Origin of the sequence: Cellulosimicrobium funkei, assembly GCF_900155925.1 — a bacterium.
Lineage (GTDB): Bacteria > Actinomycetota > Actinomycetes > Actinomycetales > Cellulomonadaceae > Cellulosimicrobium > Cellulosimicrobium funkei.
In genome coordinates, this window is the sequence record NZ_FTMI01000003.1 from 616,624 (window position 1) to 628,728 (window position 12,105).

General features: G+C 76.7%; 10 protein-coding genes. All 10 read right to left on the bottom strand.

All coding sequences use genetic code 11. From position 1 onward, the window contains the following. Nucleotides 1-102: 102 nt before the first annotated feature. The 10 genes from murJ to BXA05_RS11015 all read right to left on the bottom strand — a co-directional run bounded on the left by murJ (nucleotide 103) and on the right by BXA05_RS11015 (nucleotide 11,082). Nucleotides 103-1,845 (bottom strand): murein biosynthesis integral membrane protein MurJ, encoded by a 1,743-nt coding sequence (gene murJ / locus BXA05_RS10970; RefSeq protein WP_244550438.1) that lies wholly within the window; start codon nucleotides 1,843-1,845, stop codon nucleotides 103-105. Then, nucleotides 1,842-2,681, bottom strand: a complete 840-nt coding sequence (locus BXA05_RS10975; protein WP_076404976.1) for a hypothetical protein — start codon at nucleotides 2,679-2,681, stop codon at nucleotides 1,842-1,844. The genes murJ and BXA05_RS10975 overlap by 4 nt, the downstream gene beginning before the upstream one ends. Before the next feature lies 1 nt (nucleotide 2,682). After that, nucleotides 2,683-3,777 (bottom strand): copper transporter, encoded by a 1,095-nt coding sequence (locus BXA05_RS10980; protein ID WP_076404977.1) that lies wholly within the window; start codon nucleotides 3,775-3,777, stop codon nucleotides 2,683-2,685. 124 nt (nucleotides 3,778-3,901) lie between these two features. After that, the gene (gene steA, locus BXA05_RS10985) at nucleotides 3,902-5,089 is read right to left on the bottom strand and encodes a putative cytokinetic ring protein SteA (protein ID WP_021482582.1); all 1,188 of its coding nucleotides are present in this window, start codon (nucleotides 5,087-5,089) and stop codon (nucleotides 3,902-3,904) included. A 6-nt stretch (nucleotides 5,090-5,095) separates the two neighbouring features. After that, nucleotides 5,096-6,826 carry a DNA repair protein RecN gene (recN, locus tag BXA05_RS10990; RefSeq protein WP_076405056.1) on the bottom strand — a complete coding sequence of 577 codons (1,731 nt, stop codon included), beginning with the start codon at nucleotides 6,824-6,826 and terminating at the stop codon, nucleotides 5,096-5,098. Nucleotides 6,827-6,828: 2 nt separating this feature from the next. Next, nucleotides 6,829-7,830 (bottom strand): NAD kinase, encoded by a 1,002-nt coding sequence (locus BXA05_RS10995; RefSeq protein ID WP_076404978.1) that lies wholly within the window; start codon nucleotides 7,828-7,830, stop codon nucleotides 6,829-6,831. Continuing rightward, the gene (locus BXA05_RS11000) at nucleotides 7,827-8,906 is read right to left on the bottom strand and encodes a TlyA family RNA methyltransferase (RefSeq protein WP_076404979.1); all 1,080 of its coding nucleotides are present in this window, start codon (nucleotides 8,904-8,906) and stop codon (nucleotides 7,827-7,829) included. The genes BXA05_RS10995 and BXA05_RS11000 overlap by 4 nt, the downstream gene beginning before the upstream one ends. A gap of 2 nt (nucleotides 8,907-8,908) precedes the next feature. Beyond that, entirely contained in the window at nucleotides 8,909-9,112 is a 204-nt protein-coding gene (locus BXA05_RS11005; protein ID WP_076404980.1) for a hypothetical protein, read from the bottom strand. 147 nt (nucleotides 9,113-9,259) lie between these two features. Continuing rightward, the gene (locus tag BXA05_RS11010) at nucleotides 9,260-10,282 is read right to left on the bottom strand and encodes an HAD-IIA family hydrolase (protein WP_076404981.1); all 1,023 of its coding nucleotides are present in this window, start codon (nucleotides 10,280-10,282) and stop codon (nucleotides 9,260-9,262) included. After that, nucleotides 10,279-11,082, bottom strand: a complete 804-nt coding sequence (locus tag BXA05_RS11015; protein ID WP_076404982.1) for a tetratricopeptide repeat protein — start codon at nucleotides 11,080-11,082, stop codon at nucleotides 10,279-10,281. Before BXA05_RS11015 ends, BXA05_RS11010 begins: the two co-directional genes overlap by 4 nt. Nucleotides 11,083-12,105 lie beyond the last annotated feature (1,023 nt).

Here is a 12,105-nt window from a genome sequence, read left to right on the forward strand (position 1 = left end):
CCGACGACGGCACGCGGACCCCAGGGTCGGTCCGCTCACACCGGGCGGCACGGCGAGGTCTCCCTCGCCTCGATGCGCGACCCGGCGCGCGTCACTTGCGCGTCACCTCGGCGACGTGTCGCCGGGGCCGTTCGTCGTGGGCTCGCCCGCCGCGGGCTCGTCCCCCGCGGGCGTGTCCGTCGTGGGCCCGACGGCGTCGCCCGCCCCGGGAGCGGCCGGGTCGCCTGCGCCCGGCGCACCACGGCGCAGAACGCCCAGGAGGGCCGCGCGGTCGCCGACGAGCGAGACGCCGAGCACCACCACCCCCGCGACGAGGGCCGCGAGGGCGCCGACGCCGACGGCGGGCAGCCAGCCCGCGTCGTCGGGCAGCAGGACGCTCGACAGCGCCGAGCCCGCGAGCGCGCCCAGCGTCACGCCGACCGCGACGACGACGAGGGTGCGCGGGACGCCGCGCGTCGCGTCCGGGCCGGCGTGGCGCCGCGTCGCGAGGAGCAGCCCCGCGCCCGCGACCGACATCCCGACCGCGGTCGCGAGGCCGAGCTGCAGGAGCACCCCGGCCTGGTCGCGGGCGCCCGTGAGGGCGGGGAGCACGTAGGCGGCCGCCGCGACGACGAGCCAGCCCGCGGCCGTCACGACGACCGCCACCCGCTGGCGGTCGATCGTGTACAGCGCGCGGGACAGGTGCAGGATCAGCGAGAACCCGACGATGCCCACCGCCATCGCGGCGACCGCTCCCCCGAGCCCGTCGACCGAGCCCGTCGCGATGCGGGCGAAGACCGCCTCGACGGCCGCCGACGCGGCGATCAGGGCCGCGACGCCGAGCCCCGCGACGACGAGCAGCGTGCGCGTCGTGGCAGCGAGCAGGCGCCGGTAGGCGTCGTGCCGGGCGTGCGCGACGTGCTCCGCGAGGCGCGGGAACGTGCTCGTCGCGAGCGGGAACGCCAGCACCGCGTACGGGAGCAGGTAGACCTGCTGGGCGTACCAGTAGGTCGGGAAGGTCTGCTCCGGTCCGAACTCGTAGGCGGCGCCCATGATCGCGAGCACCGAGAGCTGCTGCGCGACGAGCGCCCCGACTCCCGCGAACGCGAGGTTGCGCGCCCGGACCGCCTCGCCGCCCGGGAAGCGCAGCGTGGGGCGCAGGCGGACACCCAGCCGGTGCACGGGGAGCACGAGGGGCAGCGCGAGGACGGCGACGCCCGCCGTCGTGCCCCAGCCGAGCCACGCGATGGCCTGGCCCGACAACGCGGCGACGTCCTTCTGGTGGCCCCCCGCCAGACCCGCGAACACGAGGAAGACGACGATGACCGCGAGGCTCGACAGGAGCGGCGAGAACGCCTGCCAGAAGAACCGCTTGTGCGCCTGGAGGATGCTCCCGAGCACGACCGCGAGCCCGTACAGCGGGACCTGGAGCGCGAACACGCGCACGAACGTCGCCGTGACGTCGACGAGCTCGGGATGCTTCGCCAGCATAAGGAGGGACGCGATCGGCTCCGCGAGGAGCGCGAGCAGCGCCCCGAGCGGGACGAGCACGACGAGCGTCCACCCGAGCAGGGCCGAGGCGATGCGCGAGACCTCGCCGCCCGCGCGCCGGGCGATGGGCCCGGCGAGGAGCGGGACCACCGAGCCGGCGAGCGCGCCGCCCGCGGCGACCTCGAACAGCACGTTCGGCAGGAGGTTCGCCGCCGTGAACGCCGACCCGACGCCCTCGGTGCCGACGGCGGCGGACTGCACGAGCGACCGTGCGAACCCGACGAGGCGGCTCGCGATCGTCACGAGCGTGATCATCGCGGCGGCGCCCGCCAGGGTGCCCGTGGCGGCGCGCAGCCGCCCCGCCCGCGCGCTCACGCCGGGCGCCGGCCCCACGCGTCCACGCGCCGCAGCGCGTCGTTGCCCTCGATGACCTTCGAGAAGCTCACCTTCTCGCTCGCGAGGGTGAGCCCCACGACGCCCGCGAGAGCGAGCCAGCGCACCGGGCGGGGCGCCGTGAGCGCGACCTGGGAGCCCAGCGCGGCACCGAGCGCGTTCGCGCCGCAGTCGCCGAGCATGTCGCGCTCGCCGAGGTCCCCCGGGGCCGCGGCGACGGCGGCACCCAGGACGGCGCCCGTCGTCGGCGCGGCGGCGGTGCAGAGGTACGGGAGCGACGCCGCGCCGGCGGCCTTGAGGGCCCGCCCCGGCCGCAGGTCGAGGAGGTTGAGCAGGTTCGCGGTACCGGCCATGAGCGCGCCGTTCACGCCCACGTCCACGAGGTGCCCGAAGGCACCGCCCGTGCGTCGCGTGCCGATCGCCGCCGCGACGAGCGAGACGCCGCTGATCCCGAGGATCTTCAGCGCACCCGTCGTGACCCGACCCTGCGCGAGCGCGCCGAGGTGGCCGCGCAGCCCCTTGGTGCGGCTCGTCGTGTCCTCCGCGAGGTCGTCGACGAGGCCGAACGTGCCCGCGCTCGCCGTCGCGAGGGCGACCGCCGCGCGCGTGCGGGCGTCGCCTCCCGCCGCGAGCGTGCCGGCGACGAGACCGGCGGCCACGGCCGGGCCCTCGAGCAGGCTGATCGGCTCGCCCCGGTGGTTGGTCCGGGTCCAGCGCTCCGCGCCCCCGGACGCGCGCGACCCGGTCGTGCGGCGTACCGCGGCCGTCACCGTCGCGGCGACGCCGGCGGCCGCGAGCGTGCGCAGCGCGCGCCCCACGTCAGCCCTCCCCCGCGCCGTCGCCGGCCTGCTCGACGTCGGCCCCGTCACCGGCCGGTTCGCCCGTGGTGTCGTCCGCCGCGGCGTCCTGCGCACCGGTGGGGGACGCCGTCGTGCGCGTCACCGGCGGGAGCTCGACCGCGGGCGGGAGGACGGCCGTCGCGCTCTCCTCGAACCCGAACTGCCCCACCTGGTCCGCGAGCCGCGCCGCGAGCGCGAGCGGGACGTTGATCCGGCCCGGCTCGGCCTCGATGCCGCTGACGGTCGAGACGGTCGAGGCAAGGTCCTCGTTCGCGCGGATCGTCGAGACGACGTCGCCCGAGACCGCCGTCGGGCCGGCGACCAGCGCGGCTCCGGCGACCTCCTGCGCGGCGACGGCCACCTGGACCTCGATGTCGACCGCATAGGTGTCGGGTGCGGGCGGCTCCTCGCCCTCCGCGGCGGGGGTGGCCGACGAGGGCGCGGAGCCCCCGAGCAGCAGGACCACGTCCGCCGGCAGCGTCTGCTCGGAGACCACGTCGACGAGCGCGAAGCGCTCGAGCAGCGCCTCGAGCTCGAGCGCCTCGGGGCTGCGCTCCTCCGTGCTCGACGGCGCCGCCCCGGTGAGCGACAGCGCGAGCGCGCGCGAGAGGCGCTGCTCGGGGGTCGCGTCCTGCGGGACGTCCCCCAGCTTGTCGCCGAGGCCCTCGGCCACCGTCTGCCGCGCGCTCTCCTCGTCCTGGCTCGTCCACGAGTCCGTGAGGCGCACGTGCCCGACGACGGACGCACCGGCCGTCTCGAGCTGCGCGGCGATCGCGTCGTCGCGCTCGTCGTCCGCCCCGTCCAGGTCGACGACCGCCACGCGACGGTCCTGGAGGGAGCCCGCGACGAGCTGCGGACCTGCGGCCTCGATGTACCGTGCGTCGTCGCCGAGCGTCACGTTCGCCTGGTCGAGCTGGTCGCGCAGCTCGTTGCGCTCGGTGCGCAGCTGCTCCACCTGCCCGGTGAGCTGGTCGCCGATCGCGCCCTGGAGCGGGCCCGCGCCGAGGATGATCCCCACGGCGAGCGCCAGGAAGACCGAGATCAACGAGACGATGTGGTACCTGAAGTCGATCACTGTGCGGTGGTGTCCTTCGGTTCGAGCTGCTGCGTGCTGGCAAGGGTCAGGGTCGGCGCTGGCCGCCGGAGGGCACGGGCCGCAGGCACGTGCGCGGGCCGTCGACCACGACGGCCCGGCGGGATCAGCCGCCGCCCGAGAAGAGCGTCCCGATCCACGACCAGAGGTCGTCGAACCGGGCGCCCACGATCCCGAAGAACGTCTGGCCCGCCGCCGTCGACCACAGCGCCGCGACGACGGCGAGGAGCCCGGCGATCGACAGGAGCCAGAGCTGGAGGTTGGAGATCCGGTGCCGGTACAGGCGCGACACGCCCTTGGCGTCGACGAGCTTGCCGCCGACCCGGAGCCGGGTGAGGAACGTGCTCGCCATGCCCGCACGGCCCTTGTCGAGGAACTCGACGAGCGTCGCGTGCGTGCCGACGGCCACGATCACCTCGGCGCCCTTGTCGTCGGCGAGGAGCATCGCGATGTCCTCGCTCGTGCCGGTCGCCGGGAAGACGACGGGCTCGACGCCGAGCTCCTGCACGCGCTCGAGACCGGGCGCCTTGCCGTCGCGGTAGGCGTGCACGACGATCTCCGCGCCGCTGCTCAGCGCGCGGTCGGAGACCGAGTCCATGTCGCCGACGATCATGTCGGGCTTCCACCCCGCGTCGAGGATCGCGTCCGCGCCGCCGTCCACGCCGATGAGCACCGGGCGGTACTCGGTGATGTAGGGGCGCAGCGTCGCGAGGTCCTCGCGGTAGTGGTAGCCGCGCACGACGATGAGGACCTGACGCCCCTCGATGGACGTGCGGATGTCCGGGACGCCGACGCCGTCGAGCAGGAGGTCCCGCTCGCGGCGCAGGTAGTTCATCGTGTTCTCGGCGAACGACTCGATCTCGACCGAGAGGTTGGCGCGCGCCTCCTCGAGGCTGCGCGCGACCGTCTCCTCGCTCTGCAGCACGCCCTCGGCGACGAGGTCGTCGCCCAGGTAGACCTTGCCGCCGTCGAGCCGTACCACGCGTCCCTCGGGGATCGCCATGATCGCGGGGCCGAGGTCGTCGACGAGCACGATGCCGGCCTCGACGAGGACGTCGGGGCCGAGGTTCGGGTAGCGGCCGGAGACCGACTTGGCCGCGTTGAGCACGGCGGACGGCTTCGCGGCGACGAGCGCGTCGGCGGCGACCCGGTCGATGTCGACGTGGTCGATCACCGCGACGTCGCCCGGGTTGAGCCGCTTCGTGAGCGCCTTCGTGCGCGCGTCGACCTTGGCCGGGCCGAGCGTGCCGGACCCGGCCTCCGGCAGGGAGGCTTTGCGCAGAGTGAGTCTCATCGTGCCCTATCGTCCCACGACCGACGACTCCAGAAGCTCCACCGCGTGGCGGCGGGCCGCGTCGGAGTCCTCCTGGCCCGAGAGCATCCGCGCGAGCTCGCGGACGCGCTCCTCCCCCGTGACCTCGCGCACACCGGTGACCGTGACCGCGGTCGACGGGTCGCCCTCGCCCGACGCCTTGGTCACGACGAGCTGCACGTCCGCGAACGCGGCGACCTGCGCGAGGTGGGTGACGACGACGACCTGGGTGCGCCGCGCGAGCGACGCGAGCCGCCGCCCTACCTCGACGGCGGCCTTGCCCCCGACCCCCGCGTCGACCTCGTCGAACACGAACGTGGGCAGCACCTGGCCGGTGCCGTCGACGGCGGCCGTCGCGAGCGCGACCTCGATCGCGAGCATGACGCGCGACAGCTCGCCGCCCGACGCCCCCTTGCCCAGCGGGCGAGCGGGAGCGCCCGCGTGCGCGACGAGCGAGAACGTCACCGCGTCGACGCCCCACGGGCCGGGCTCCTCGGCCCGCTCGACGTCCACGACGAGGCTCGCCCCGCCCATCGCGAGCCCGCGCAGCTCGTCGGTCACGGCCGCGGCGAGCTCGGCGGCGGCCCGCTCGCGCGAGGCCGTGATCGCCGTGCCGAGCCGGTCCAGCTCCACGTCCAGCTCGTCGCGGCGCGCCGTCGCGGCCTGGAGCCGCTCCCCGCCGTCGTCCAGGTCCAGGAGCCGCAGCCCCGCGTCGCTCGCCCAGGCGAGGACGTCGTCGACCGTCTCCCCGTAGCTGCGCGTGAGCGTCCCCAGCTCGGCGAGGCGCGCGTGCGCGGACTCAAGACCCGCCGGGTCCGCCGCCAGGTCCTCGACGTAGCCCGAGATCTCCGTGGCTACGTCGGCCAGCACGTACCCCACCTCGGCGAGCCGCTCGGCGAGGCGGGCGAGCGCCGGGTCCGTCCCGGCCACCGACTCGAGCGCGCGGCGCGCGCGATCCACCGACACGACGGCGTTCTCCTGCGGCTCGGCGGCCTCGTCGCCCGCGACGGCGTCGTGCGCGAGCTGCGCGGCGACCCGGAGCTCCTCGACGTTCCCGAGCCGCGCGACGAGCGCGGTGAGCTCGACGTCCTCGCCCGGCTGGGGCGCGACCCGCTCGACCTCGGCGAGCCCGAGGCGCAGCAGCTCCGCCTCGCGGGCGCGCTCGCCCGCGCGCGTCTCGATGTCGTCGATCTGCGCCTGCAGCGCCGCCCGCTCGGCCCACGCCTCGCGGTACTGCCCGAGGAGCTCGGCGTGCTGCGGCCCGGCGAACGCGTCGAGCGCCGTGCGCTGTCGGCTCGCGGTGCGCAGCCGGAGCTGGTCCGACTGGCCGTGCACCGTGACGAGGTCGTCGGCGATCTCGGCGAGGACGCCCTGCGGGACGCTGCGCCCGCCGAGGTGCGCTCGCGAGCGGCCCTCCGCGGCGACCGTGCGCAGGATGACGACCGAGCCGTCGTCGTCGACCTGCCCGCCCGCGTCGTCGACGCGCTGCGCGACCGCCGGGCGGTCCGCGACGCGCACCCGGCCCTCCACGACGGCGCTCGCCGCGCCCGGTCGCACCGTCGCCGGGTCCGCCTTGCCGCCCATGAGCAGGCCGAGGCCGGTGAGGACCATCGTCTTGCCGGCACCCGTCTCGCCCGTGATCACCGTCAGCCCGGCGCCGACCGGGACGCGCGCCGACCGGATGACCCCGAGGTTCTCGATCGCGATCTCCTCGAGCACGCTCACTCCTCCTCGTCCGTGGTGCCCCCGTCGCCCGGGAGCCTGGCCGTCTCGCCCGCGCCGTCCGGAGCGGCGGCGGCGCGCTCCGCGGCGGTGCCCGCCGTCGCGGCGACGCTCGCCGCGCGCTCGCGCCACCCGACCACCGGCAGCGAGAACTTCGACACCAGCCGGTCCGTGAACGGCGCCGTGCTCAGGCGCGCGAGACGCAGCGGCGTGTCCGAGCGCCGCACCTCGACGCGCGAGCCGTTCGGCAGGTCGATGCGGCGGCGGCCGTCGCACGTGAGGACGCCCGACGACGCCGAGTCGGGCAGGACGTCGACCGTGATCGTCGAGCGGGGACCGACGACGAGCGGGCGCGCGAACAGCGCGTGCGCCGCGAGCGGCACGACGAGCACCGCGTCGACCTCGGGCCACATCACGGGCCCGCCGGCCGAGAACGCGTGCGCCGTCGACCCCGTCGCGGTCGCCGTGATGACGCCGTCGCACCCGAACGACGAGAGCGGGCGGCCGTCGACGCCGAGCACGACCTCGATCATGCGCTCGCGCTGCGCCTTCTCCACCGTCGCCTCGTTGAGGGCCCAGCCGACGAGCGGCTCCGGCTCTCCCGGCAGGTAGGCACGGACCTCGACGATCGTGCGCTCCTCGACCGTGTAGTCGAACGCCGCGAGGCGGCCCACCGCGGCGCGCAGGTCCTCGCGCTCGCTCTCCGCGAGGAACCCGACGTGGCCCAGGTTCACGCCCAGCAGCGGCACGCCCGTGCCGTGGGTGAGCTCCGCGGCCCGCAAGATCGTGCCGTCGCCGCCGAGCACGATGACGACCTCGGACTCCGCGACGCCCTCGCGCGCCCGCGTGCGCGCCATGTGGTCGCCGAACGACTCCGCGAGGTCGTCGTCGTGCAGCGTCACCTCGAACCCGGCGCGCTCGAGCTCGCTCACCGCCTCGTGCAGCGCGACGACCGCCTCGGGGCGGCCGCCGTGGGTGACGATCAGGACGCGTCGCGTCACGCTGCTCCTCCGGTCAGGGGTCGGTCGGTGGTCTCGGTCGCACCCGGTGCGGCGTGCGGTGCCGATGGCGGGACGGCCCCGGCGGAAGGTCGGGCGGACGTCTCGGCGGGCGGTTCGGCGGGCGATTCGACGGACAGCTCGGCGGACGCAGCCGCGGCGCGGGCGACCGCGACGACCGGGGGCGGGCCGCCGTCGGGCCCCGGCTGCCACGCGACGGCCTGCGCCGCGGCGGCCTCGAGCGCCTCGTCCTCGAACGCCGCGCCGTCGGCCCGGCCCGGGTCGCCCGCGCGCAGCCACCAGAAGTACTCGCGGTTGCCGCTCGGACCGGGGAGCGGGCTCGGCACGACGGCGAGCGGCCGCAGGCCGACCAGCGCGGCGTGCCGCGCGACCGCGGCGACGACCTCGACGTGCAGCGCCGGGTCGCGCACGACCCCGCCGCTGCCGAGCCGCTCGCGGCCGACCTCGAACTGGGGCTTCACGAGCAGCAGGAGGTCCGTCCCGGGCCCGACGACGCCGGCCACCGCGGGCAGGACCATCGCCAGCGAGATGAACGAGAGGTCGCCGACCACGACGTCGGGCACGACCCCCACGTGCGCGGGCGATAGGTCGCGCACGTTGAGCCCTTCGTGCACGACGACGCGCGGGTCGGCGCGCAGCGCGGGCACGAGCTGGTCGTGACCCACGTCGACCGCGACGACCTCGCGCGCGCCGCGCCGCAGCAGCACGTCGGTGAAACCCCCGGTCGACGCACCGAGGTCGAGGCACCGCGCGCCGTCGACCACCGGGCCGCGGGGCAGCGCCCCCGACTCCGCCGAGCTCTCGCCCGCGACCGCGTCGAGCGCGTCGAGGACGCCCGCGAGCTTGAACGCGGCCCGGGACGCGTAGCCCGGGTCGTCCGGGTCGGGGGCCACCTCGACGACGTCCTCCGGGCGGACACCGGTCGACGGCTTGGTGAGCACCGTCCCGGCACGCGTCACGCGGCCCGCCGCGACGAGCTCCGCCGCGTGCCGACGCGACCGTGCGAGCCCGCGCCGGACGAGCTCGCCGTCCAGCCGGGCGTCGTCCCGCTCCCCCACGCTCAGTCCTCCGCGCGGGCCAGCTCGGCGACCAGCGCGTCGTGCACGGCCTCCAGCACCCCCACGTGGTCGGTGGTCGCGAGGCCGTCCAGATCGGCGAGGCGAGCGAGCACTGGCTCGAGGGCGCCCTCCGCGTCGCCGGCGCCCGGGTCGGTCGCACGGCCCGGAGGCGGACCGGGCACGGGTCGCTGCGGACCGTCCGTCATGTCCTGCCTCCTGTCTGGTCGCTCGTCGCCCGGGGTCGCCCCGGGACCGCGGACCACGCTACCGGTAGCGTCCCACGGACGACCGTGCGCGGTGCCGGAAGCGCGCCGCGCGCCGCGCGTCGCCGCCGTGGTCCGCCCCGCGTGCCGTCAGTGCGTCCCCACCGGGAGGTCGGGGACGCTCGCCGGGTCGACGGGCAGGCCCTCGTCGACCGCCGCCCAGGCGGCCGACGCCGCGGCCCGCACCGTGTCGATCGTCGCCGCGCCACGCACGTCCAGCCGGAGTACGCCGTCGTCGACGCGCGCCGCGGTGTCACCGCACGTCCACCAGCCCTCGGCGCCGCGCTCGGGCGCGGGGTGCGGCTCCAGGAGGCTGCGCAAGTCCGCGCCCAGGTAGTGCGGCCGCAGCCCGGGCTCCGCGAGGATCGCGTCCCGCGCGGTGCTCACGCCCGTGAGCACGTGCAGACCGGGGTAGCCCCCGGCACGCGCTCCAGCGAGGTCGGTGTCCAGGCGGTCGCCGACGACGAGCGGCGCCCGCGCGCCCGCCCGGTCGATCGCGAGGCCGTACATCGTGGGCGACGGCTTGCCCGCGCTGTCGGGCGTCACGCCCGTGGCGGCCCGCACCGCCCCGACGAGCGCCCCGTTGCCCGGCGCGAACCCGCGGGCCGTCGGGAGGGACAGGTCGAGGTTGCTCGCCACGTGCCAGGCACCGCGCTGGACGGCGTAGGCGGCCTCGGCGAGCTGGGTCCAGCCGAGCTCGGGCGCGAAACCCTGCGCGACGGCGTCCGGCTCGTCGTCCGCGCTCGCCACGACGACGAAGCCCGCCTCGCGCACCGCCGTCAGCAGACCCGCGCCACCGACGACGAGGACGCGCGCACCCGGCTCGAGCCGGGTCCGCAGGAGGGCCGCGGCGGCCTGCGCCGCGGTCATCACCTCGTCCGGCGTCGTCGGGATGTCGAGACCGGTGAGCTGCTCCGCGACCGACTCGGGCTCGCGGGACGCGTTGTTCGTCACGAAGACGAGCCGCATCCCGCGCCCCCGCGCGGCCGTGAGGCCCTCGGACGCGTGCTCGATCGGCTCGTGCCCGCGGTACGCGACCCCGTCGAGGTCGACGAGCGCGAGGTCGTAGCGGTCCGCGAGGGCGACGTCGCTCGCGAGCAGGCCCGCGCTCACCGGTCGCCCCTGTCCGTCGCGTGCTCGTCCGTCTCGCGCTCGTCCGAGCCGGACGACGCCGGCCCGGGCTCGTCCGCGTGGGGAGCACCGCCGGGCTCGTCGGTCGTGGCGTCGGGCTCTTCCGAGCCGTCCGTGTCGCCGTCCTCCTCCTCGAGCTCCTCGCTCAGGTCGTAGACGACGACGTCCTCGTCCTCCTCGCCCAGCGCGGCCGCCAGCAGGCGCGCGTCGATGCCGGCGAGGATCTCGGCGGCCTCCTCCGTGCGGCCGGCGAGCTCCAGGACGGACGCGCGCGCCTGGAGCACGCGGGCGCCGAGCTCGCCGCCGCGGCCGACCGGCGGCACGTTGTCGAGCGCCGCGAGAGCGGCGTCGAGCTCGCCGAGGTCGACGCGCGCGCCGCTCACGACGATCGCCAGCTCGGTCCGGCCGACGTCGTCCAGGGTCGCGGCCTCGTCCGACGACGCGAGGGCGAGCGCGCGCTCGGGCCGCCCCAGACCGCGCTCGCAGTCGGCCATGATCGGCAGGTGCTCCGAGGACCCGTTGAGACGGCGCACCGTGCGCAGCTCGCGCAGCGCCTCGGCGTACCGACCGGTCCGGTAGGCCGTCAGGCCCGCGGCCTCGCGCGCCACGTCGACGCGACCCGCACGACGCACCGCAGCCTGGGCGTGCTCGTACGCGAGCTCCGGGTCGGTGTCGATGAGACGGCCGGCCATGACGAGGTGGCGACCGACGACCTCGGCGGTGTCCTTGCTCAGCGTCCGCAGCCTGCCGCGCGCGGCGCGGTCGAGCTGGGAGATCTGCACGTCCTCGGGCAGGTCCGGGCCGGCAGGGTGTCGGGGCTCGGGACGGCGGTCGAAGCCCTCGCGGTCGCGCCCCGCCCCGGCGCGCGGGGCGTGACCCCGGCGCTCGCCACCGGGACGGTCACCACCGCGGCGATCGTCGCGCGGTCCGCCCGGTCCCCGGCGCCCGCCCGCGGAGTCGCGGTCGAAGCGACCCCGACCCGCGTCGCCGCCCCGTGCCGGCCGGTCCGCACCGTCACGCCACGGACGCGACCCGCTGTCACCGTCCCGAGGACGCGACCGGTCGTCACGGGCTGCGCCGTAGTCCCGCCGCGGACCACGCGACGCGTCGCCACGCTCGCCCCACGCACCCCGACGCTCGGAGCGGTCGCCGCTCCGGGCGTCACCGGTGCCGCGAGCCCCGTCGCGCCGGTCGCGGTCCGGGCGTCCGCCGGTACCGCGGCTCGCGCCGTCCCGTGCGGGCCGGTCACCGCCCGGGCGGCCCCGATCGTCGTCGCGCCGACCACGGTATCCGCCCTCGCCGCGGCCCCGCTGGTCCCCGGCGCCTCGGCCCGCTCCCCGGGCGGGCCCGCCACGGCGGTCGCCCGACGGCGCGCCGCCCTGCGGGCCACGTCCCTCACGGGGGGGCTCCTGCCGGCCGTCACGGTCGCGGCGACCGCCGCGGTCGTCGCCCGAGGACGGACGATCCGGCTCGGGCTCACGGGGGGTGTCGTTCACCGGGGTTCCCTCTCGTTCTGAAGTTTGCGCAGGCCATCCTCCCACGACGGGACGACGAGGCTCGTGCCGTGTCACCGGCGACCCGCTGACGACGCGGCAGCCCGGCTTCGCACCCGGCGGCGGACGCGCGGGGCGTCCGGTCCGGTCGGCGGCTCTCGCACGCGCTCTGCACGGCGTGCTGCGGCACCAGCGAGTCGGCGTGCTGGGCGCGGAAATGCCGAAGGCCCACCCCGTGTGGGGTGGGCCTTCGGTGAAGGGTTGTCCGGCGGCGTCCTACTCTCCCACCCCGTCTCCAGGGCAGTACCATCG

Bases quoted from the DNA above. Each gene is read 5' to 3' on its own strand.
- steA (WP_021482582.1), bottom strand. From the start codon at position 5,089: ATGAGACTCACTCTGCGCAAAGCCTCCCTGCCGGAGGCCGGGTCCGGC.
- BXA05_RS11005 (WP_076404980.1), bottom strand. From the start codon at position 9,112: ATGACGGACGGTCCGCAGCGACCCGTGCCCGGTCCGCCTCCGGGCCGT.